17 protein-coding genes are annotated in these 23,262 nt (G+C 60.0%); 10 read left to right on the forward strand and 7 right to left on the reverse strand.

Annotated elements, in window-relative coordinates; translation table 11 throughout:
• Positions 1–7 precede the first annotated feature (7 nt).
• Complete coding sequence (locus K6U75_03815) at positions 8–2,173, forward strand: DNA polymerase (protein MCL6474165.1); 2,166 nt, start codon at positions 8–10, stop codon at positions 2,171–2,173.
• Here the strand turns inward: K6U75_03815 and K6U75_03820 are convergent.
• Positions 2,170–3,201: a putative CRISPR-associated protein gene (locus K6U75_03820; protein ID MCL6474166.1), complete on the reverse strand. Its 1,032-nt coding sequence runs from the start codon at positions 3,199–3,201 to the stop codon at positions 2,170–2,172. The two genes, K6U75_03815 and K6U75_03820, sit on opposite strands and share 4 nt — an antisense overlap.
• Positions 3,202–3,371: 170 nt before the next feature.
• Here K6U75_03820 and K6U75_03825 point away from each other — a divergent pair, with 170 nt between their 5' ends.
• The 6 genes from K6U75_03825 to K6U75_03850 all read left to right on the forward strand — a co-directional run bounded on the left by K6U75_03825 (position 3,372) and on the right by K6U75_03850 (position 12,070).
• The gene (locus K6U75_03825) at positions 3,372–4,739 is read left to right on the forward strand and encodes an N-acetylmuramoyl-L-alanine amidase (protein MCL6474167.1); all 1,368 of its coding nucleotides are present in this window, start codon (positions 3,372–3,374) and stop codon (positions 4,737–4,739) included.
• 11 nt (positions 4,740–4,750) lie between these two features.
• Positions 4,751–6,589 (forward strand): hypothetical protein, encoded by a 1,839-nt coding sequence (locus K6U75_03830; protein ID MCL6474168.1) that lies wholly within the window; start codon positions 4,751–4,753, stop codon positions 6,587–6,589.
• A 127-nt stretch (positions 6,590–6,716) separates the two neighbouring features.
• Positions 6,717–7,706 (forward strand): hypothetical protein, encoded by a 990-nt coding sequence (locus K6U75_03835; GenBank protein MCL6474169.1) that lies wholly within the window; start codon positions 6,717–6,719, stop codon positions 7,704–7,706.
• A gap of 13 nt (positions 7,707–7,719) precedes the next feature.
• Positions 7,720–9,417: a hypothetical protein gene (locus tag K6U75_03840; protein MCL6474170.1), complete on the forward strand. Its 1,698-nt coding sequence runs from the start codon at positions 7,720–7,722 to the stop codon at positions 9,415–9,417.
• Between the two features lie 32 nt (positions 9,418–9,449).
• Complete coding sequence (locus K6U75_03845; protein ID MCL6474171.1) at positions 9,450–10,562, forward strand: cytochrome c3 family protein; 1,113 nt, start codon at positions 9,450–9,452, stop codon at positions 10,560–10,562.
• Between the two features lie 29 nt (positions 10,563–10,591).
• Positions 10,592–12,070: a hypothetical protein gene (locus tag K6U75_03850; protein MCL6474172.1), complete on the forward strand. Its 1,479-nt coding sequence runs from the start codon at positions 10,592–10,594 to the stop codon at positions 12,068–12,070.
• Positions 12,071–12,106: 36 nt separating this feature from the next.
• On the opposite strand, the gene K6U75_03855 is transcribed toward K6U75_03850, so the two are convergent.
• The 4 genes from K6U75_03855 to K6U75_03870 all read right to left on the reverse strand — a co-directional run bounded on the left by K6U75_03855 (position 12,107) and on the right by K6U75_03870 (position 17,656).
• A complete protein-coding gene (locus K6U75_03855; protein ID MCL6474173.1) occupies positions 12,107–13,294 on the reverse strand; it encodes a cofactor-independent phosphoglycerate mutase in 1,188 nt (395 codons plus the stop codon).
• A gap of 21 nt (positions 13,295–13,315) precedes the next feature.
• Entirely contained in the window at positions 13,316–14,293 is a 978-nt protein-coding gene (locus K6U75_03860; protein ID MCL6474174.1) for a glycosidase, read from the reverse strand.
• A 118-nt stretch (positions 14,294–14,411) separates the two neighbouring features.
• Positions 14,412–16,784 carry a DEAD/DEAH box helicase gene (locus K6U75_03865; protein ID MCL6474175.1) on the reverse strand — a complete coding sequence of 791 codons (2,373 nt, stop codon included), beginning with the start codon at positions 16,782–16,784 and terminating at the stop codon, positions 14,412–14,414.
• A gap of 44 nt (positions 16,785–16,828) precedes the next feature.
• Positions 16,829–17,656, reverse strand: coding sequence for an SMP-30/gluconolactonase/LRE family protein (locus K6U75_03870; GenBank protein ID MCL6474176.1), 828 nt, complete (start codon positions 17,654–17,656; stop codon positions 16,829–16,831).
• Positions 17,657–17,819: 163 nt separating this feature from the next.
• On the opposite strand from K6U75_03870, the gene pruA reads away from it, so the two are divergent.
• Entirely contained in the window at positions 17,820–19,367 is a 1,548-nt protein-coding gene (pruA, locus tag K6U75_03875; protein ID MCL6474177.1) for an L-glutamate gamma-semialdehyde dehydrogenase, read from the forward strand.
• Positions 19,368–19,456: 89 nt separating this feature from the next.
• Entirely contained in the window at positions 19,457–20,614 is a 1,158-nt protein-coding gene (locus tag K6U75_03880) for an aldo/keto reductase (protein ID MCL6474178.1), read from the forward strand.
• A gap of 5 nt (positions 20,615–20,619) precedes the next feature.
• On the opposite strand, the gene K6U75_03885 is transcribed toward K6U75_03880, so the two are convergent.
• Together K6U75_03885 and K6U75_03890 are read right to left on the reverse strand one after the other, a co-directional pair.
• Entirely contained in the window at positions 20,620–21,138 is a 519-nt protein-coding gene (locus K6U75_03885; protein MCL6474179.1) for a DNA helicase, read from the reverse strand.
• A 7-nt stretch (positions 21,139–21,145) separates the two neighbouring features.
• Positions 21,146–22,342 carry a glycine C-acetyltransferase gene (locus K6U75_03890; protein ID MCL6474180.1) on the reverse strand — a complete coding sequence of 399 codons (1,197 nt, stop codon included), beginning with the start codon at positions 22,340–22,342 and terminating at the stop codon, positions 21,146–21,148.
• 138 nt (positions 22,343–22,480) lie between these two features.
• On the opposite strand from K6U75_03890, the gene K6U75_03895 reads away from it, so the two are divergent.
• Positions 22,481–23,248, forward strand: a complete 768-nt coding sequence (locus K6U75_03895; GenBank protein ID MCL6474181.1) for a hypothetical protein — start codon at positions 22,481–22,483, stop codon at positions 23,246–23,248.
• The last annotated feature ends 14 nt before the right edge of the window (positions 23,249–23,262 follow it).

A 23,262-nucleotide genomic window follows, 5' to 3' on the forward strand; every position in this document is an offset into this window, starting at 1 on the left:
CCATGCGATGACGAACCTGTTCGATATGGAAGCAGTCTCTGCTGCCGACATCCTCTTCGGCTGGAACCACACGCCGCGCCTCGTGGCGGTGGAGATGACCGAAACCGAAGCCATCCTGCATCAGCTTTCAGCAGACGGCACACGCACCAGCTGGCGCGAACCGTTCACGCCCTGGCTGTTGACCACCCAGCCATACTCCGACATCGACGCGCAGTGGGAGCGGCTGGAAGGCGGGGGCTATTGTTGGATGGCGAAGTTCCGCTCTTGGACGGAATATCAGAGTGCACGCCTGCGCCTGCGCGATATGCATGTGGACGTTCTCGCTTACGGCAGCCCCGAACGGCAGTTCCTGATGCTGTCGGGCTACACACTGTTCAAGGAGATGAGTTTCGACGACGTGCACCGAATGCAGGTGGATATCGAAACCGCCGGACTGAATCCCCAGGACCCCGCGAATCGCGTGCTGTTAATCGTGCTGCACGATAATCGGGGCTGGAGTGAGGTACTGGACGATATCGATGAAGCACAGATGCTCCGGCGGTTCGTGCAGCTCATGCGCGAGCGCGACCCCGACGTGATTGAAGGACACAATCTATATGGTTTCGACCTTCCGTATCTCATCGAACGCGCCCGGCGACACGGTATCTCCCTTGCTGTCGGACGCAGTGGGCAACTGATGACCATCGGCAGTGAGCGCAATCTGCCCATCGGTGCGATTAACCGTCCCTATCGCCCCGTGTACATCCCCGGACGGCACGTGGTGGACACCTATTTCGCGGTACAGCGCTACGACTGGGCAAAGGGCGACCTGCAGAGCTACGGTCTCAAAGAGGTGGCGCGCGCCTACGGCATCGCCGATGAGGAGCGGGTGCTAATAGACCGCGCCGACCTGCGCGAGCAGTGGCAATCCAACCCCGAAAGGGTGCGACAGTACGCCCTGCAGGATGCTCAGGAGACCGCCCGGCTGGCGGAGATTGTACTGCCTACCGAGTTCTACCAGACCCAGATGGTTCCCGACACCTACCAGCACGTTGCCACCGCTGGAAGCGGTGAAAAGATTAATGCTATCTTCGTACGGGCGTATCTGCACGCAGGTTATGCCATTCCCAGGCCTCAGCCCGCGCGCGACTTCCCCGGAGGATACACGGAGGTGCGTCGCACAGGGGTCATCCCGCGCGTGGTGAAGGCGGATGTCGAAAGCCTCTATCCCAGCATTATGCTGGTTCACCGCATCGCACCCGCTTCGGACAAACTGGGCGTGTTTCTGCCTGCGCTGGAAGAGCTGACTCGCCGCAGACTGGAAGCGAAAGCCGAACTGCGCCGCGCCACCGACCCGCGCCAGCGCGCCTACTGGGACGGCATTCAGGGTTCTTTCAAGGTATTGATTAATTCCTTCTACGGCTACCTGGGCGCAAACTTCCCTTTCAACGACTTCGATGCCGCACAACGGGTGACCGAGGAGGGGCGCAAAATCGCCATGCAGCTGGTGGACGCGCTGGAGCGTACCGGCAGCAAGGTGATTGAAGTGGACACCGATGGGGTCTACTTCCAGCCGCCAGAGGGCGTAGAAGGACAGGAGGCGGAAGAGGCATACGTACAGCAGATAGCGGAGACGTTGCCTGTCGGTATCCGTCTCAGCTTCGACGGGCGATACCGCGCCATGATCTCGGTGAAAACCAAGAACTATGCCCTGCTGGACTATGAGGGCAACTGGACATACAAAGGGGCATCTTTGCGCTCCCGTGCCGACGAACCGTACGGAAGGCAGTTCATTGCCGAGGTATTGCAGAAGCTGGTGGAGGGCGACCGCGACGGTATCGCCCAGTTATACCGTGAAACCATCCTGCGCATCCTCAACGGTGACGTTCCGATCGAAGAGCTGGCGCGGCGGGAGCGCGTGACCGAAAAGACCTTCACCAGCGAGAACAAGCGCAAAGCCGCCGAGGCGGTGCGGGGCGTCAGTGTGGGCGATTATGTGAATCTGTATCAGCGGGCGGACGGCTCGCTGGGCATGATGGAGGACTATGCAGGCGACGAAGACCGCGAACACTACGCGAACAAGCTCTACCGCTTTGCCCTGCGCCTGCGCGAAGCCATCGGTGACGACTTCGACCTCCTTTTCCCCCGTCCCGAGCAGGTCATCCGCAAACAGCAACAGCCGAGCCTGTTCTAAGGATGCCACTCCTCGAACTGTTCGCGCGGGTAGTGCAGCCGATATACCCCTTCAGCGAGGGCGGTTTCATAGTCTCTGTGCGACCAGAAAACTTCGCACACCCACACGTTGCCATCCTCTTCATAGTAAAGGATGCGCTCCGCCACGTTGACGGAGGGGTAGACCAGACAGTCGCTTCCGTGTACGCTATGGGAGTTCTGGCGACGACGTTCGGGGTTTTGTAAGTGCTTGAGCCGCTCGCGCAGCACATCGCGGATGGACGGCTCTGCCGAGCTCATCGCGCGAACCGCCCGTTGATGCAGGAAGAGCGGCGTGGGACGTTCTGCTTCTACCCGCGCCCGATACGCCTCGAAGAACGCTTCCCCTGCGGGCGAAAGCATGGTGTAGCCCTCCTCCTCCACCAGCAACAGGCGAATCTCGTCGGGCAGAGGACGCAAACGGCGGTCGACCTCTGCAGTAGGGCGCAGGTCGGCGTTTATCCACTCGAAAAAGTCCGCATAGGTATCCATCAGGCTGAAGTCCCATCCGATGGGGGTCGGCGGTAACTCGATAATCTCCCTGAAGGCTTCGTGGATATAGTACACAGGGACGTCGAACAGCAACCCTACCAGCGTGGCGTAGGCAATCTCCGCCTTGAACCCGCCCGTTGCGTTAATCAACACCTCGCGCCCTGCCGCCCGCTCATCGCGGACGCAGCTTACCATTTCAGCAACCAGCGAGCGCAAACCGCGCATCTTGAACCGGCTTTCGCGGTATTGCAGGTCAGCCACCTCGCGCAGCTCGGCTGTGTATCCGCTGTTCTTGTAGAAGGTTGCCAGAGCCTCTGCCGCACGCCTGCCCTCCTCGGTCTGAGAGTGCAGGAACACGATCTTGTCCCCTGGCTGAAGCAGCCTACTGAGCGAGTTCGTCTCCGCACTGGCTTTTTCTGGCTCGGTGAAACGGAGGTATATCTGCAGGTCGTTCTGTTTACCCGCCCGTTCGGCATTGGTCAACAGGGAAGTGCCCACTGTCGCGATGATTGTGCGCATCAGATTCACCCTCGCCAAACAGTATGTTGCCTGTATTATACTCGATGAGCATTTCAGTAGACAAAGTGCCTCGGAGGTGTTCGGAGAACCCTGCAGTGTCCCAGCGACTGGAAGTTGCGGGCAACGCGGACACAAATCCTGTTTGACAGGGGCACACGCGATGTGCTAAGATGCTTCCACCAGATGCCAGAGGTGACAGTGCCATGCGGTTCGTGTACATATTCCTGATAACGATCGGCGTGGTGACTGGTACCTGCCGTATGTATGCCTCTGAGGACTACCCGCCTGCGCGATGGGTTCCCGCCTACTCGGGCAACTACACGGTTTCCAACCGCCCCAGCACCTACCCGATATGGTATGTCATCGTTCACGTGGTACAGGGTTCGTATAACAGCTGCATCTCCTGGTTCCAGAATCCCAGCTCGCGCGTCAGTGCGCACTACGTCATCCGTTCCTCCGACGGCGAAGTGACGCAGATGGTTCGCCACAAGGACATCGCATGGCACGCGGGCAACTGGTGGTACAACTGCCGCTCCATCGGCATCGAGCATGAGGGCTGGGTACACGACTCCAAGTGGTTTACCTACGCCATGTATTATTCCTCCGCCACGCTGGTGCGCCACATCTGCCGAATCTATGGTATCCCGCGCACACGCAGCTACATTCTTGGGCATGTAGAGGTGCCCGGTGCGACACACACCGACCCCGGTCCCAACTGGAACTGGGATTTCTACATGCAGATGGTGCAGTCTTCGGCGATACTGGAAGAGGCTTCCGTGCCGCTGACCCTGCGCCCAGGTGAAGTCGCCTCCGCGCGACTGGTTTTCCGCAACACGGGCGACATCACCTGGCAACCGATGGGCACGAACCCTGTGCGTCTGGGCACACAGAACCCACGCGACCGCCATAGCCCCTTCTATACGTCGCGCGCATGGATTTCGCCCAACCGCCCCACCGCGGTAGCCGCCCCCACCCCACCGGAAGCCTTCGGGGAGTTTCACTTCACCCTCACCGCGCCGGAACGCTACGGTACCTACGAGGAGAGTTATCAGCTCGTGCGCGAGGGGGTTACCTGGTTCGGTCCGATAGTTACCTTCCGCATCGATGTCGTGCCCTGGGACATCATTATCGATAACGTGAGCGAGAACTTCAGCGTACGGGGCACATGGAACACGGGAACCACAGCGCCGGGCAAATATGGCGCGGACTACCGCTGGACCAGCACCAATCCCCGTAGCACCGCATGGGCACGCTGGTACCTGAATGTGCCTAAAGACGGCTACTACGATGTGTATGCCTGGTGGAGTCAGGGAACCAATCGCAGCACCGCCGCCCGTTATGAAATCGTGCACCGCACCGGCACGGCAGTCAAGGTGGTGAACCAGCAGACAAACGGCGGCAAGTGGAACTGGTTGGGACGATACCAGTTTGTGCGGGGAGGCGGTTTTGTCTACCTGCGCCCGAACGCACCATCGGGGTACGTGGTTATCGCCGACGCGGTGCGAATCGTCGGCCCCGTGACACCGGCAAGGCGATAGGGATGGGAACCATGCGCCACGTAATGCTTGGTGTGGCATGGTTTATCCTGTGCGTGCAGGTACTGGCTAGTGACTGGCAAGAAGACCCGCGCCTGCAAAAAACGGTTACGCTCCAGCTTCCCAACGCACTGTTTACCGAGATCATGGAGGAGCTGAGCAAGCAGACCGGCGTACCTTTTACCCTGCACCCTTCCCTGCAGGAAGAAAAAGCCACATTTTTTGTCACCAATCAACCAGCCCAACAGGTGCTTGCGAAATGGATGAGCCTGTTTGGTCTCAAGTGTGAGCCGCAGGGAGAAGGCTACCAGCTGCTTCCTGACCCCGCCCTTCGCCAGCAAGAAGAGGCAGCGGTAGAGTGGGAACGGCGCATGATACGACTGGAAGCCGAGAAGACCCTGCGCACCTGGTCGCAACTGATTCGGGACGACTTTGCCGTCTACGCCAGGCGGGCATCGGACATCGAGGAGGAGATGGACAAACTGCAACAGGAGAAACCACCCAGCTGGCAAGACCGTCGCGCTGCACTCGCAGAGCAGTTCGCGCAAGTACGGGAGGTTGCTGAATGGCATCGCTATCTGGCAGGATGGCTGTATCGCCGGTTTTCCTCCACCATCTGGCGCGAGCTGCGTCACGGTGAAACCGTCTGGTTCTCTACAGCGCAAGAGCCCGGCACGCTTCCGTTGCCACCCGATGCCCTGCGATGGCAGGCCCATCCTGCAGATACCATCCCGCGATCGATGCTGTTCGGCATTCGTCTGGACGAAGCGCGGCGGGAGCTGGTGTTCTATGCCTTCACTCAACCTGGCGACGACACCGCCGAGCCGACGGCGACGGTATACACGCACCCCGTTTCGCCTGACCACGAACAGAAACCCTCCGTGCAACAACGCTGGGAAAGATGGCAGGCACCTCCAGAAGAGTTCAGTAGATTCCGTCGCAGGATTGAGAACAAGACCCCTTCGCCTGCACCACCTCCAGGGCAGTCCACCGCCGCTGATTCGCTGCGCTGGATAGCACAACACGCGCAGATGAACGTCATCGCCGACGCCTTTCGCGTACCTGTGCGCCTCGTGGTGGAAGGCGACACGCTGGCAGAATGGCTCGGTCGCTTTACACTACAAGAGCCTGGCTATCTGCGCGTCGAGGGAGACTGGCTTCTTTTTCGGCACGCACGCTACTGGCAACTGAGACGCAGCGAACTCCCTGAGAAACTGGTGCGCCAGATGGAACAGAAGTGGGCAACGGAGGGGCTGAGTCTGGATGATTATGCTGCTCTCGCCGCGCAGCTGACGCCGGAAGGTATTCTGCGTCTCAAGGAAAGCCATGGCTACTCTTTCCAGTTTGACCCCACTCCCCTGCGAGATGCCGCGCTCGCTCTGCGCTTCTGGGCAAGCCTGACCGCAGGACAGAAGGAAGCCGCTCTTCGGCGTCAGCCCATTGCCTACCACAGTCTGACCCCTGTTCAGCAGACCCTGTTTCAGGAAGCCATGCTGGCGAAACTCCACGAAACGCTGCAACCGCTCCTTCTCGACTACCTCACCAGACGCGACCTGCACTCCGAGCTCGCCTTTGTGGTGGAACGCTGGCGCGAAGGCACCTACACGCTTGAAGGCGAGAGAGTATCCATCGCTGCCGAAAGCGCGGAGGAGCTGGAACAGCAACGCCACCTGGTGCCCGACGCACCAACCACAATCGGACAATCCCTGAGAGGGCAGATCGTTTTCTCCTTTGGTATGGACTGGCAGAGGTCGGTGCAGTACCACATTTCGGTGCGTGAAAAATCTTTTTCACTTTCTTCTCAGGAGCAGGAAAAGCAGGAATCTTTCGCGAAGGTTCTACTCAGAAAATAGTATCGTTTTGCCAGAGATACTATAGTTATTCTGTATATTTAGAGTAATAAACCGAGCACACAGGATGGGCCTGTGAGATGTGGGCACAGTTTGCACCATAACTCTTTGTTCTCGGGAGGAGATTCCGGTGAACACTCAAAGACGTTGGCTCTGTTTGAGCGCAGCAGCCCTCGCTTTGCTGGCAACGGTGACCGTTGTGGCGGGGAGAGAGCCACAAAAGGAACCTCCCTATCCGCAGAGCCTGTTCGCCAAAGCGACGCCCGATGATTATATGGGCGATAAGGACTGCACCGAAGCGGGATGCCACTATCCCCACGCCGACAACTTTAGCCGCTCGCCGCACGCACCGTTCATGCGCGACCCGAAGCTACCCATCGACAAGCGAGGATGCGAAGGCTGTCACGGTCCCGCAAACCCGCACCTGGAGGACCCACAGAAGATTTTCAGTTACAGCGACTCCAAACCCGCAGATATTGCAGCAATGTGTTTGCGTTGCCACGCTGACACCATGCGCCTCTCACAGTGGCATCGCACCCAGCACGGCAAGGCGGACGTCGCCTGCACCGCCTGTCATCAAATCCACTGGGAACCGCACAAAGAGCCTCCGGCGCGTGGGTTAATCAACCTGGGAAGCCTGCGCGCGCCGCAAACGGAGAAGGAACCACAACCGCGACGCCTGCTGAAGTTCGACGACCCCATCCTGTGCAGTCAGTGCCATCAGCGCGAAGCCAACGAGTTCCGCCTGAATTTCCACCATCCGGTGCCGGAGCGCAGGCTGGAGTGCGGCGATTGTCACGAGGCACACCCCAGCAAAGCGGCGCAGAAGCGGTTCCGCCCCATCAAGGAGATGTGCGTGAGCTGTCACCCCGATAAGGCGGGCCCATTTGCCTTCGAGCATGACCCCGTCGCGGGATGGAGCGGACAGGGTTGTACCGAGTGCCACCGTCCACACGGTTCGCCCAACCCCAAACTGCTCACTGCTTCCTCGCGGGGTCTGTGCAGTCAATGCCACACCGACAAAGCGGCAACGCACTATCCGGGGCGCAGCTGCTGGATGGCAGGCTGTCACGCGGCGATACATGGCTCCAATTCCGACGCACTGTTGCGTCGCCCGTAGGGGAGGTTGAGCGATGAAACGGACGTGTCGAAAGGGTTTGCAATGGCTATGCAGGTGTCTGGCTCTGGGTGTGGCGGTGCTGCTGCTTGCTGTGCACACGCCAGTACAGGCGCAGGTCACCCCGCCATCGGAGCAAGAAACCGCCGTCCCGCCCGAATCTCCCGAACAACCCCTGCCACCGCCTCCCAAGCACCTCACCGTCGACTTTGGCTGGTCGTTCTGGAATGAGGACGGCAACGCGAAGAAGTTCCGTCAATACGCCACGCCGCCCAACAGCCGCTTCCTGCGTGAGCTGCGTTACCTTTCGCCCTTCTGGCGGAATGGAGATAACATACGCCTGCAACTGTGGAGCCCCACAGAGGATGACTATCGGTTAGAAGCCAATCTTTCCTTCCGCTTCGGCAGCACGCGCATCGAAGGCTGGACGACGCGCAACCGCTTCCTGACGCCAACGCCCGCCTCTCTGCCAATCAGTGAGCGCAGCGTCACCGAAGCCTTTTTCAAGCAGTCGCTGACGCCCGATTTCTCGGTGTTTGTGCGATACCGCCAGGATGGGCAAAACCACTATGTGGACATCCCCCGCGCGCCGCTGCTGCAGAACGTTCGCTACTGGGACGCCGTCGCGGAAGGGCAGCTGGGAAACGGGCAGATAAGCATCGGCTATACCGATTGGCGCTACTTTGACCGTACCGATACCTTCCCCGACACGGGGATGGAGCGCTGGCACGCCCGATACCTTTGGGAGCTGAACCCCAGACTGGCGGTGGAAGGAAGCGTCGCGCGGATGGAACTGAGACAGCAAAACCGCCCGTCCAGCCGAATGGAAACCTGGAACATGAGCACGGATTGGGTACTCAGTAACAGCACAGAGCTCGCCCTGAGCTTCCGCCGAGACCAGATGACGCTGCCAGTGGTGCAAAACGCCTACGTCCGCGAACGCCGTCAGAGCCAGGCGCTGCTGATACACCGCTGGAACCGCTGGAATCTGCAGTTCGGTGTGCGCCAGCGTGAAGCAGAACGCATACGGGCAGACCAGACCTTCGTGGATGTGCCACGCTGGTGGACGGTGGAGGGGAGGTTATGGGGGCGACTGAACAGGCAGCTGCGCCTCACCGTGCGCGGTTTTACCGAATACCTGAACGACCCACCTGTCGTCGTGGGGACGGACACACGCTCCCTCTTCTGGGACGAGCGGCGGTTCGCTCAGGTGAAGCTGGATGGCGGCACTCCCCTGTTCAACGGCTACATCAGCTATAACTACCGCCAGTGGACGAACGATGCGCGATCGGTGGCGTTGAACCTGACCGGCTTCACCTTAGGGGGTACCTACACGCCCAATGACAGGCTGAGCGTGTTTGCGGAATACTCCACCGAGGCGTGGGGTGCCAGAAGCGAAATTACCACCTTCCCCACTCTCGAAAACTTCTTCCCCAACAGCCGGGTGGGAACCATTGGGCTGAATTGGACTATCGACGCGCGCACGCAACTCAGCCTGACCTACACCAACTTCGTGACCGATAACGACAACCCCCTGTTGCTACGGGATGGGAACACTGAAGGCAGGTTCTTGACGGCGAACCTCACCTATCTCTTGCCGTCGGATTACCAGCTCACTCTAACCATTGCCCCATGGGTCTACCGCGATGAGGTAGACCGATGGATGGATTACGATACGCAACTGGTGATGCTGTCCCTTAGTGGACGCTTCTAAACGCGAGCGTGTAATGGAAGGAGGACGCAACCATGAAAAGACTAAAGGCGTTCGGGGCGGTGACCCTCACCGTCGCTGTCGTTGCTTCCGTCGGGATGTTGCAGGGATGCGGAGGCGAGAGCAGAACGGAGCCTACCCTCTCTATCGAGGAAACGTTCCGCACCAGCCTGCACGCCACGCGGTTGGGGAAGGCGACCTGGTATAGCAGGGCGAACGGCGGCTTTGAAGCGTTGACGAATGTGTCTATCTCGCAGATGGCGTGTATGAAGTGCCACCCGGGTACCAAAGCAGATGGCACACCCATCGACACGGCGACCTACCAGCCCGGTTGTGATGACTGCCACTCTTCCCCGGGCTCTTCGGTCAGCGACCAGACCTGCCTCAAGTGCCATAGCCGGCAGATGCGAGAGATGCAGTTCTACAGCGACGTCCACCGTCAACAGGGATTTCGCTGCATGAGCTGCCACACGCTGGAGGATGTGCATGGCGACGGCAAGCAGTATGCATCGTGGCTGGAACCCGGAGCAGTGAAGGTAAAGTGTGAAACCTGCCACACCAGGGTGGAGAGCAATCCCGCACACAACGTCCATAACAGGAGCGTGGACTGCGTTGCGTGCCACACACAGTCGGTGGTTTCGTGTTACAACTGCCACCTGCCCAGCGAGATCCAGGCGGACAGAAAACGCCCCCATGGGTTGATTCGCGACTACCTGCTGTTGCTGAGGCGGAAGGAAACAGGCAAGGTGTACACCGGAAGCATCATGACCCTGAACTACAACGACAAAACCTTCCTGGCAGTGGCTCCCTACCGGGCACATACCATTGCGAAAAACGCCCGCAAGTGCGAAGATTGCCACGACAACGCCGCCATCCGCGAATACAATGAGACCGGCAAAATCGTGGTGACCAGGTGGGATGGCTCCAAAGTGGTGAACAAGAAGGGCGTCATCCCCGTGCCGCCGGACTGGCAAACAGCGTTCCAGCTGGACTTTGTGGATTACACGGGTGACCCCGCTTCACCCACGACCGACCCCACCAAGTGGGTTTTCTTGAAAACAGGGGCCGATGGCAAGCAGATGCTGTACGCCGAACCGCTGACAGCACAGCAGATGCAGAAGCTGTCTCAACCGTACACATCACCATGAACAGTGTGTACCAAAAGGAGGTAGGCGATATGCACCGAAAACGCACTTTTTGGCTGGCGTCGGTGACGCTGGCAGTAGTAACAGCGGTGTTTGTGCTGGAGGGATGCGGGGGCGGAGGCGGTCCGCTAACACCGCCGACGAATGGAGGCACCCCCTCGCCAACCACGCGCTTCACCGAGCTGCTACCGCCTGCGCAGAAGGACGCCACCTACGTGGGCACGCAACAGTGCCTCGGCTGCCATGGTGCCGGACACCGGCAGGCAGGAGCCGAACCTGTGGCCGTCGCATGGCAGAAGACCAAGCACGCCCAGGTCAACGTGGGCTGCGAGCAGTGCCATGGACCGGGTAGCAAACACGTACAAGAGCCCGTCAAGGACAACATCCTCACCTATCCGAACGTGGCGAGCTCGGAGGTGTGCGCCCAGTGTCATGGTACCGTCGCAGCGCATTATGAGCAGTCGGGACATGCGGGGGCAGTGGAACCAGTCGTGCAGATGGCAGAAAACAACCCAAACGTGTACGGAAAGAACTGCTTCCGCTGCCACAGCGCGCCGTTCCGCAACCAGATGGTGGATAACCCGGTCACATACGGTCAGTCGCGCGACGCCATCGACGGTGCTATCCAGGCGATGAGTGCCGACTCCATCGCGAAGATTGCGCGTGCGACCCGCGAGAGTGCCTCCTGCGTTTCCTGCCACGACCCGCATCGCATCACGGGCAACCTCAGCTGGCAGGGCAAGGAGCTGCAGCTACGCCACGCCGTGCTGAACACCGACACGACAGACATCGCCCCCGGCACGCCGGTTAAACAGCACACGACGGTTAACCAAATCTGCGGGTCGTGCCATAACGGTCGCGGTGGGAACCCGTCTGACACCGCGCTGAACACAGGTACCGCTCGGGTCAACTTCCACTACAGCAATCAGTACAACATGCTGATGGGCATCACTGGGGTGGAAGAGCAACCGGGTCCCATCACGCGATACACTGCCCATGCCACTGCGCCCGGACAATGCACGCATTGTCACATGGGCAACTCGCGCCATACGTTTACGGTCAGCTACGATACCGGCTGCACGCCCTGCCATACCGCTGCCGACGCTGCCGCACGCACGCAGGTCACCAAGAGCCAGACCGAGCAGGCACTGCTGGCACTGCGGTCGCGGTTGCGCACGTGGGCGCAACAGACTTTTGGAGACCCTGACCTGTGGAACTACACCGCCTATATTCAGGAACTGGGTAAAACGCCACCGCCGCAGGCACAGGTACCTATCGAGGTCAAGCGCGCCCGCCACAACTACTACTTCATCCTGAACGACAAGAGCCTGGGCGTGCATAACCCAGCCTACACCCGCTACCTGCTGGAGGTGGCGAATGCCAATCTGGACAGGCTGGGGGTCGGCGCGGCGTCGCGGGCAGCGGTGAGCCTCTCGCCGGCGCAGCGACGCGGCATCCTCGAGGCTGACCTGCAACAGCAGAGAAGGGCAGCACGAAACGCGGTAGACTAGGGGGCTAAGGGACGGGGCAGGTATCTGCCCCGTCCTTTACACTTTGAACAGCAGGTCTATCAGTCGCCAGCCTTCGTCGATGCGCAGTTTCGCCTCCTCCACTGCGCTCTCGTCGAAGGTCAACAGGCTGTCGCGAGAGAGGTCTTCGCGCGAATCGTACAGCATGAAAGGCACTGCGCCAGCGCGATGGGTGCGGATGGTGACAGGGGTAGCGTGGTCGGGCAGCACCAGCATTCGGTAGTCGTGTTCCTTTAAGCCATCCACCAGCTGCGCGACGATGTGTTCGTCGATCTGTTCCATCGCCCACGCCTTCGCCTCGGGGTCGCCCTGATGTCCCGCTTCGTCTGGCGCTTCCACGTGGATGAAAACGAAATCGTGTTTTTCCAGCATCCGCAGCGCGGCGGCGCCGATGGCGCGGTAGTCGGTGTGCAGGTAACCGGTAGCACCCGGCACGTTGGGCACCTCCAGTCCCGCCGCCCGTCCGATGCCTTTGACCAAATCTACCTCTGCAACCACCGCTCCGGTTAAACCGCGCTGCAACGAGAAAGCCGGGAGTTTGGGAGCAAGCCCCTGCCCCCACGGCCATATCATGTTGGCAGGCATTTTGCCTTCGTCGCGGCGACGACGGTTAATTGGGTGGTCATCTAGCAGATTGAGCGAGTCCTCGATCAGTCGGCGCAGTTTTTGCTCGCCTTCCCCTTGCGGTAGATGCTTCTGCCAGGGTTCACCCACGATGTCATGGGGCGGCGTGCAACGTATCTCCGCGGGTCCCTCGTGCCACACCATCACATGCCGATAGCCCACGCCGGGGAAGAACCGCCAGTAGCGTGTGCCCAGCTTTTCGTCCACCAGACGGATAAGGGGATGCGCTTCCTCGTTGCTGATGTTGCCCGCGCTGTGGTCCAGGATACGCTCCCCATCGGTGCTAATGAGAGAGCAGCGGAAGGCAACGTCCTCGCCTTCCAGCGATATGCCCATCGCCAGTGCTTCCAGCGGTCCCCTGCCCGTGTAGTAGCGGCGCGGGTCGTAACCGAGTATAGCCATATTGGCGACATCGCTTCCGGGGTACATGTCTGGCGGCACTGTCCACACCGCTCCAATCAATGCACGCTTTGCCAGGGCGTCCAGATATGGCGTGTGGGCACGCATCTTGGGCGTCTTGCCGTTCCACTCGGGCAATGGGTCATCCGCAAAACCATCTGGCACCAGCAGCACGTACTTCATGGGCAAAGGGCATCTTCCTCCTTATATCCCGTGATCGCCAGGGTGTCCATGCTCGTTCAGCCACTCCAGCATCTCGCGGATGCTTCCTGTTGCCAGCGCGATACACGTATCCGCGCCGCCATAGTACAGGTTGATGGTATCTCCGTCATCTTCGATAGTGTACCCGCAAGGGAACACCACATTGGCCACGTCGCCTTCGCGCTCATAAGGCTCCTCGGGACCGAACATCCACTCGTCGCTGCGAAGGATGCACCGTTCGGGCGTGTTCAGGTCGAACAGCGCGAGCCCCAGCCGGTACAGACTGCCGCTGGCGGTCTGGCGCACGCCGTGATACAGCATCAACCAGCCCTCTGGCGTCTCGATAACGGGTGGGGAAAGCCCTATCTTGTTGGCATCCCACCATGCCCCGCGTCTCGCCTGCAAAATCATCTTGTGGCTGCCCCAGTGACGCAGGTCAGGCGAGTAGGAAATCCAGATGTGTGCTCCCTGTGCAGTTACCGGGCGGTGAATCAGCGCCCAGTGCCCTCCGATACGCCGGGGAAGCAGGGCGGCATCTTTGTCCTCGGGGGGCATAATCACCCCGAGTCGTTCGAAGTGCCGGAAGTCCTCCGTCAGCGCGAGGGAAACGCCCGGTCCACCACGCGAGTAAGACGTATAGGTCACCGCGTATTTACCCAGCTCGGGCACATAGACGATGCGCGGGTCCTCGATGCCCCAAATCTCTTCCGGATGGTTGTCAGGGTCGGGAAGCAACGTCGGGCAAGGGTCGATATCCCAGCAATCCACCCCGTTGCGGGAGCGCGCCGCACAAAAGTGGGAGATGCCTCGCCTGTCTTCCACCCGGCACAGCAATAGCGTTGTGCCGTCGGGGAGCTTTGTCGCACCCGCGTTGAACACGGTGTTAATCGCGTACGGCCAGTCCGCAGCGGTCAATATCGGGTTGCCCGCATAACGGTGCAACAGCTGCTGGTGATGATTGTTACGCCTGACCTCACTCATGGTTCCACCTGTTCATGCAAAATCTGATTTCCTGACAGTACTATCGGTAAAACATCGACGCTCTCTAGGAAGTTCAAGCGTATAGTATGATACCCTGCCAATCGCGAAGATACCAGAGTTACGCAGGCGGTGTCACCTGCCCCTCCAGCCACCCCAGCAGGCGCAGAGTCCAACGCTTGTCCAGTCCGTCGTTGCGCACCGGGCATTGTGGAGAATGCAGGCAGCTGGGACAGCCCTCGGCACAGGCACATTCGCGCACCAGCGACACTGCCATCCGTACCAGCGTCTCCAGATCCTCGTACGCGCCCTTGCTGATGCCCGTGCCGCCCGGACTGGTATCGTAAACAAATATCGCGCTCTGCCCAAGCGAAGGATAGAGCCAGCTGAAATGGCTGCCTATGTCCATGCGTTCGCAACCACAGGTCAGGGGCACTACCGCCTGCAGGGAGTGCTCCACCCCATGCAGAGCCATCATCCAGTCGGCGGAGGTGGAAAGGATGCTTCGGTCTGTGTGACGAAGCAGCTGGGCGAGTGCATCGATCTCTTTCGGCTCGCGTGGTCGCGCTGTCCAGTCAGCGGATCTGGCAATCTGCAGCAGGTCAAACGCCAGCCAAGTGCCTTCGGTATCATAGGACTGTTCTGGCATCAGCATCTGCTGCACATCGATGGTCTCTCCGCTGCGCAGGTGCTTGCGCCGATAGCCCACCACCTGCTCGGTGACGCGCACGTCACCGAAGCCAGCCTTCGCTGCTCCTATCTCTCGTGTGGCGCGCGTGCGCAGAATCTGGAGATCCACGTACAGCATCGGCTCGGTATAATAGTCCACCTCCACGGGCACAGCCTCCGCCACACGCTGCACATCGTCCAGGCTTTCGATGAAATAGCTCTCGCCCTGATGCAGGTAGATGGCGCCGGGATGTACAGTCCGATAGGCGCGTTCCATCTCCACTCGCCCTAGCTCCATGCCCGTCTCCCCGTCACGGATGACAACCACCTCCCCCGACGCGGTGCGTATCGAGACCTCCGCTGCCGGATAGCCTCCGCCAAAGTAGTACCATCGCCCTTCTCGTGCGCCCAGTTTACCTGCGTCCATCAACCCGGCAATCGCGCTCATGCACGTTTCGGCATCTCCGAAAAGCGTGTAGTCCTCCGGCTCCAGCGGCTTCTCGTGCGCCGCACAACACAGATGGTCGCGCAAAATGGGATGGTTCGTGGGGTTCAGACGCACTTTTTCCACCGGCTGCCCAAAGAGGTACTCCGGATGGCGCATGAGATACTGGTCCAGCGGGTCATCCTGTGCCACGAGAATAATCAGCGCCTCGCGGTCGCGCCGCCCGGCTCTGCCCGCCTGCTGCCACATACTGGTGATGCTGCCCGGATAGCCTGCCATCACCACCACGTCCAGCCCACCGATATCCACCCCCAGTTCCAGCGCGTTGGTGCTGACCACCCCCAGCAGTTCGCCACTGAACAGCCGCCTCTCGATATCGCGTCGCTGCTCGGGGGTATACCCCGCGCGATAAGACATCAGTCGCTCTTTCAGCTCCGGGTTGCGGCGGTCTGCCAGCTCGCAGGCGTAGCGCAGTATCAGTTCTGTGGTTATCCTGGCTTTGGCAAACACCAGTGTGCTCCATCCCGCCTCCGCCAGCGCGGTCATTATCGCTGCAGATTCCACATTGGTGCTGAGCCGCTCGAAGTTCTGTCCAATGATGGGAGGGTTCCACAGCACGAAGTAGCGTTGCGGGCGGGGCGCGCCATCTTCCTGGATGAGCGTGCAGGGCAACCCCGTAAGGGTCTGCGCGGTCTCCAGCGGGTTGCCCACCGTTGCGGAGGTCAGGATGAATTGCGGGCGCGCCCCGTAGAACTCCGCCAGCCGGCGTAATCGCCTCAGAATCAGTGCGACATGCGAGCCAAACACGCCGCGGTAGGCGTGCATTTCGTCCACTACGACGTAGCGCAGCTTGCGCAGGAAACTCGCCCATGCAGAGTGATTGGGCAGGATGCCCACATGAAGCATATCGGGATTCGTGAGGATGATGTGTGAGCCGCGCCGAATGGAGGCGCGCTCCGGCTGCGGGGTATCGCCGTCGTACACTCCAAAGCGCACCTGAGGAAACAGCCCTAGCTCGTTCAACTTTTCCTGCTGGTCGCGGGCGAGCGCCTTCGTCGGAAACAGGTAAAAGGCGGCGGTATACGGGTTGGTCAGGATGCTTTCCAGCACGGGCAGGTTGTAGCACAGCGTTTTGCCGGAGGCGGTACCGCTGACCACCACGACGTTCTCGCCGCGTCGTGCCGCCTCCAGCGCCTGCGCCTGATGGCTGTACAGCACCCCCACACCCCGCCGGCGCAATGCCTGCTCCAGTACCTGGGGCAAGGGGCTGCTGATCGTGCCGGTGCGCCCGGCGGTCGCCTCCAGCAGATGCACATGCACCACCCGCTTGCGCACCTCTTCGTTCTGCAGAAACATATACACGTATTCCGCCAGCCGCATCGCCGTAGCCCCTTCCGCATGCAGACATCAGTCTGCCGGAACCGCTACCACCGTCTGAAACCCGGATACGGCGCACGGATGGTATACACAGCGTTGGTCTCGGTTTCGGTGATGTATAACGTCCGGTTATCCTTGCCGCCGAACTCCACGTTGGTAGGGTTCTGTCCGCCTGCGGGATAGCTGCGCCACAGTTTGCCGTTCGGGCTGACCACCAGTATTTTGCCTGCCCCAAACTGCGCAATCCACAGGTTGCCGCGCGAGTCAAAGCGCATACCGTCGGGTCCGCCGGGGGGAGGCAGGTTGATAAACACCTCCATCTCGCCCAACGTGCCGTCCGGGCGTATCTGCCAGCGCAAGATGCGGTTGCGCGGCGACTCCGCCACGTACAACCACTTCTCGTCGCGGCTCAGTGCGATGCCGTTAGGGAACTGCAAGCCTTCCGCCAGCCGCTGTACCCTGCCATCGGCATTGCGCCGGTACACCGCACCGATGGGTCTGTCCCAAGAGCCTGCGGGGTCGGTAAAATACAGGTTGCCTTTCGAGTCAAAGCAGAGGTCGTTCGGCCCCAGGAAGGGTTTGCCCTCGCACTCCTCCGCCATGACTTCCGGCTTGCCGCTACGGTCATAGCGTACAATCGCCTTGCGCTTGTAGTCGCACACCCACAACGTGCCATCCTTTGCAAAGGTAGAGCCGTTGCCGCTGCCGGGTGCTTTGGCGAATACCTCCACCCTGCCATCGGGGTAAACACGGTGGATGTTGTCACTCTGGCAGTTCACCAAGTAGAGGTAACCCGTACTGCGTTCGTACGCTGGCCCCTCACAGAATTGAAAGCCTTCCGCCAGTTTGACCGGTTCTCCTGTCGTCTGCGCCATCACAATGCCTCCTGCGAACAAAATCGTGAACATCCGCATGTTCCATCACCTCTTTCCGTGAAAAATATAGTTCGCTGTGTCCAGCAGGTTCGCCTGCACTCGGAGGCGAGTATGGGATATAATAAAGCTGCACATGGACCCGAAGTCTCGAGGAGGAGTGACCATGTTACCCCCTTTCAAGAATGAGCCGGTGGTGAACTTCAACGAGGAGGTTCACCGCCAGAGAATGCTGGAAGCCCTTCGTAAGGTGGAAAGCGAACTCGGCAAAGAGTATCCCCTCATCATCGGATGCGACGAAGTAAAGACTCCCGAAACCTTTATCTCCATCAACCCCGCCCGACCCTCGCAGATGATTGGGCGCTTCGCCAAAGCCACGCCTGACCTGGCAGATAGGGCAGTGCGTGTAGCGTATGATACCTTCCGCACCTGGAGCCGCGTGCCTTATGATGAGCGCGCCCGTTACCTGCTGAAGGCGGCGGCAATCATGCGCCGGCGCATCTACGAGATGGCGGCGTGGATGGTTTATGAAGTGAGCAAGTCGTGGGTAGAGGCGTATGCCGATGTCGCCGAGGCGATTGACTTCATGGAGTTCTACGCCCGCGAGATGATGCGCCTCGGTCCGCCGCAGCCGGTCGTGGACTATCCGGGCGAGGAGAACGAGTTGCGCTACATCCCGCTGGGCGTGGGTGCGGTGATACCCCCCTGGAATTTCCCACTCGCCATCCTGACGGGCATGACCACTGCCGCCATCGTGACGGGCAACACGGTCGTGCTGAAGCCGGCGTCCGCGTCTCCCACCATTGCCGCGAAGTTCATGGAGGTGATGCGGGAAGCGAGCCTGCCCGCCGGCGTTATCAACTTCCTGCCCGGACCTGGCAGCAGTGTGGGAGACGTGCTGGTTACGCACCCGCTCACCCGATTCATCGCCTTCACCGGCTCCAAAGAGGTGGGGTTGCGCATCCATGAGCTGGCGGCAAAGCCCCAGCCCGGTCAAATCTGGCTGAAACGCACCATTCTGGAGATGGGCGGTAAAGACTGTATCATTATCGACGAAGATGCCGACCTCGAATCGGCGTTGGAGGGCGTTAACTGGTCTGCCTTCGGCTTTCAGGGACAGAAGTGCTCCGCCTGCTCGCGACTGGTGATTCACGAGGTGGTATACGACCGATTCTTGGAGATGGTGGTGGAACGCGCGAAACAGAACACCGTCGGTGACCCGGTAGACGGTCGCAACTTCATGGGGGCGGTTATCGACGAAGCTGCTCTGCGCAAGATACTGGGCTATATCGACATCGGTCGCACTGAGGGCAGGTTGGTGCTCGGCGGAGAGCGTCTGCCCGGCGATGGTTACTTCCTGCCTCCCACCATCTTTGCCGACGTGGACCCCAACGCGCGAATCGCTCAGGAGGAGATTTTCGGGCCGGTGCTGGCAGTAATCAAGGCACGCGACTTCGACCACGCGCTGCAAATCGCGAATGGTACGGAGTATGGGCTGACCGGCGGCGTCTATTCGAACAATCGCCGACATCTGGAGCGCGCCCGGCATGAGTTCCACGTAGGGAACCTCTACTTCAACCGCAAGATTACCGGCGCGCTGGTGGGCGTGCAGCCCTTTGGCGGCTTCAACATGTCTGGCACCGACTCGAAAGCGGGCGGAAGCGACTACCTGCTGCTGTTCATGCAGGCGAAGTCCATCAGCGAGCGATGGTAGCGAACCCCTTGCCCCGCCCGCTCGTCGGGCGGGGCAGGAAAACACGTTTGCCAACGCTAAACCTGCAGAAAAACGAGAGGGCTGACAGGATGCAATATCGTCGTTTTGGCAGGACCAATCTGCGTATCTCGGTGCTTACGTTCGGGGCAATGCGTATCCCCTTTGGTGAACTGTCACCGAAAGAGCGCGCCCGCGCCGAGCAAAATGCCTTCCTCACCATGAAACGCGCGCTGGAAGTGGGTGTCAATCACTTCGAAACCGCGCGAGGCTACGGCAACAGCGAGCATCTTATCGGCATGTGGCTGCCGCATCTGCCAGTGAAGCGAGAGGAGCTCATTATCACTACCAAGATCGCACCCACCCCTGCTGCCGACGAGATGCGCCGCTACATCGACGAGTCCTGCCAGCGAATGGGCATTGACTACATCGACAACCTGGACCTCCACGGCATCAATAACTACGAGCTGTTGGAGATGTCGGTGCGCAAGGGCGGCTGTCTGGACGGCATCCGCCGGGCGATGCAGGAGGGTATCGTGCGCCATCTGGGTTTCTCCACCCACGCCCCGCTGGAGGTGATTCTGGATACCATGCGCACCGGCGAGTTCGAGTCGGTAAACCTGCACTACTATTACTTCAACCAGCGCAATTACCCGGCAATTCGCCTGGCGGAAGAGCTGGACATGGGCGTGCTGATTATCTCACCCACCGATAAGGGCGGTCAGTTACACATCGCTCCGGAAAAGCTCCGGCAGGTAACAGCGCCTTACACGCCCATCGAAATCAACCAGCGGTTCCTGCTCAGTGACCCCGCCGTGACCACCCTCACCGTCGGCGCAGGTAAGCCGGAGGAGTGGGACGCCCACCTGCGGATGGCAGACCGTGTGGAGCCGCTGAACCCAGAGGAACAAGCCATCCTGCAGCGCATGGACGAAACCATGAAGCGGGAGCTGGGCCATACCTACTGCTCCTACTGCTTTGAGTGCCTGCCCTGCCCGGAGGACATCCATATCCCCGAGGTGTTGCGCCTGCGCAACATGGCGAAGGCGTTCGATATGGTGGAGTTCGGCAAGTTCCGCTATAACCTTTTCGGTAACGGCGGGCACTGGTTTCCCGGTGTGCAGGCGGACGCGTGTACCGACTGCGGAGACTGCCTGCCCCGGTGTCCGCTAAAGCTGAACATCCCCGCGCTCCTGCGCGAGACACACGAACTGCTCACCGGCGCGCCGGTGAAACGACTGTGGCGGTAAAACAGTTAACCACGAAAAAGCCACTGCAATACCGTCACGAGTCCGATTGCCGCAAGGAGAAGCATAGCAGCTATCCCCGCGACACAACCCCACGGCAGAACCTGTTCTTTCCAACCACCCGTGCGACAGTAGGCTGGCTGTTTGGAGAAGTCGGGATAGCATCCATGCTTCCGCTCGCAATCTCTCTGTAACCCGAGCAGCTTCTCGCGGGCATACGGAGGCATACTTGCCGCGTCGCCTCGAAACTTTAGACGCTGCAGCATGTGCAAAGGGTCACGTCCGCAGAATCGCTCGAACTCCGCCTGGGCTTCCCGAATCTTGTCGCTCGCCGGCTCTTCCAAATACCAGTAGCAACCAGCCATGGCAGGGAACCGAAGCTGCCAGTACACTTCTGCGAGTCGGGCGCGAAGAGACAGGTCGTTAGGGTATTGCCATATAAGCCCATGCAAGCGATCGCGCGCCCTGCCGAGATTGCCAGCCTCGATGTCTGTTTGCACCCGCTGTAGCGCGTCTTCTTTCGCCATATCGCCTTCAGATAAGCCCCATCTCCTTACCTACTTTGGCGAAGGCTTCCAGCGCGTCGTCCAAATCCTTGCGGGTATGTACCGCGGAAGGCATGGTGCGAATCCGCGCTTTCCCTCTGGGCACGGTGGGATACACGATACCCAGTGCGAAGACACCCTCCTCGAACAGCCGCTGCTGCATCCGTTGCGCCTTCTCCTCCTCGCCGATGTAGACGGGCGTGATGGGCGTTTCGCTACCCATCGTGTCGAAGCCCAGCTTCCGCAGGTTCTCCTTCCAGTAGCGAGTATTCTCCCAGAGACGCTTCATCGGCTCGGGGTCGGTCATCAGGATATCCACTGCGGCGATGAGCGCGGCTACCACTGCCGGAGGATGTGCCGTGCTGAACAGATACGGTCGCCCGCGGTTGATTAACCATTCCTTCAGCAGGCGCGACCCCGCGATATACCCGCCGATCACGCCGAACGCCTTGGAGAGCGTGCCCAGCTGGATATCCACCCGTCCATACAGCCCGAAATGGGAGGTGGTACCCGAACCGTGTTCGCCCAGTACGCCGCTGGCGTGGGCATCGTCCACCATCACGAGCGCATCGTACTTCTCCGCCAGCGCCACGATGTCCGGCAGCGGCGCGATGTCGCCATCCATGCTGAACACGCCATCGGTGATAATCATGCGCTTCTTGAAGTGCCCACACCGCTTCAGAATCTCTTCGAGGTGGTTCATATCCTTGTGCCGGTACACATAACCTTCGCTCTTTTTGTAGGCGGCACCGCTCAGACGCACTCCGTCGATGATGCTGGCGTGGTTCAGCTCATCGGAAATAATCACATCGCCCTCCTGCATCACCGCCGGAATGGTTCCCGAATTGGCGGCAAAGCCCGACTGGAACACCAGCACCGCTTCGGTCTTTTTGAACTCGGCAAGCTTCTGTTCCAGCTCATCGTGGATACTCATCGTACCGCCGATCCAGCGTACCGCTCCTGCGCCAACGCCCCACTTCTCAATCGCCTCGATAGCCGCCTGTTTCATGCGCGGATGTGTGCAAAGCCCCAAATAGTTATTGGAGGACATGTTCACGACCTCTTTGCCGTTGAGCACCACACGTCCTCCGGGCGCGCTCTGCAGGATGGGCGGTACTTTATAAAGATGCTGGCGCTTCAGCTCGTCCAGCTGCTCCTGTAGCCATCGTTGCAATGTCGCGTTCATGCTCACTATACCTCCTTCTAATCAGTACCTTATCGGAAGCAACAGCAAAAGTCAAGCGCGGAAGAGAGAAAAGAAAAACAGCGGTTGTGCTATAATGAGTGGTGGAAAACTAAAGGTTCGAGATAACGGAGATTGGGCATGGGTGATTTTCGTGAACTCATCGCAGCTTTGGAACAGCATCCAGAGTGGCGGGCAGAACTGCGCCGGTTGCTTCTCACCGACGACCTGCTGACGCTGCCTGAGACTGTCAGCCAGCTGGTTCAGGCTCAGCAGCGCACCGACGAACAAATCCGCCAGCTGACAGAGGCTCAACGCCAAACCACAGAACAAATCCAGCAACTCACCGCGCGCGTAGACGAACTGACCGCTCGGGTCGACCAGATAGCCGAAGAGCTAAAAGCGCTTGCACGGCGTATGGAGGAGCTGACTACTGTTGTGAACTCGCTTGCACAATCCCTCCAGAAGATTGGCGACGATGTCGCGAAGCTGAAGGAGTTCTTTCCGGAGGACCGCTATCACTCGCGTGCGGCGATGTACTTTAGCAAACTCATCAGGCGAACGCGCGCCATCGACCACGACGACCTTTGTCAGCTGCTGGACGACGCGCTGGATCAGGGCATTTTGACAGAGCAAGAGCGCGAGGACCTGGTACAGACCGATGTCGTGGTGCGCGGACGGCGCAGAACCGATGGTGAGGAGGTATACCTGATTGTAGAAGTTTCGTGGGGCATTGGCGTGAGCGATGTCCAGAGAGCGTCCCGAAGGGCGCACACCTTCACCAAACTCGGCTGGCACACGATGCCAGTGGTAGCGGGTGGGTGGCTAAGCGCGGATGCTCGCCAGGCTGCCCAGCAAGAAGGCGTCTTTGCGATACTGGACGGGGCGCGGGCAGTGCTGGTCGAGTGAACCTGCTGTTCGCA

It is taken from the genome of Bacillota bacterium, assembly GCA_023511455.1.
Taxonomy (GTDB): domain Bacteria; phylum Armatimonadota; class HRBIN16; order HRBIN16; family HRBIN16; genus HRBIN16.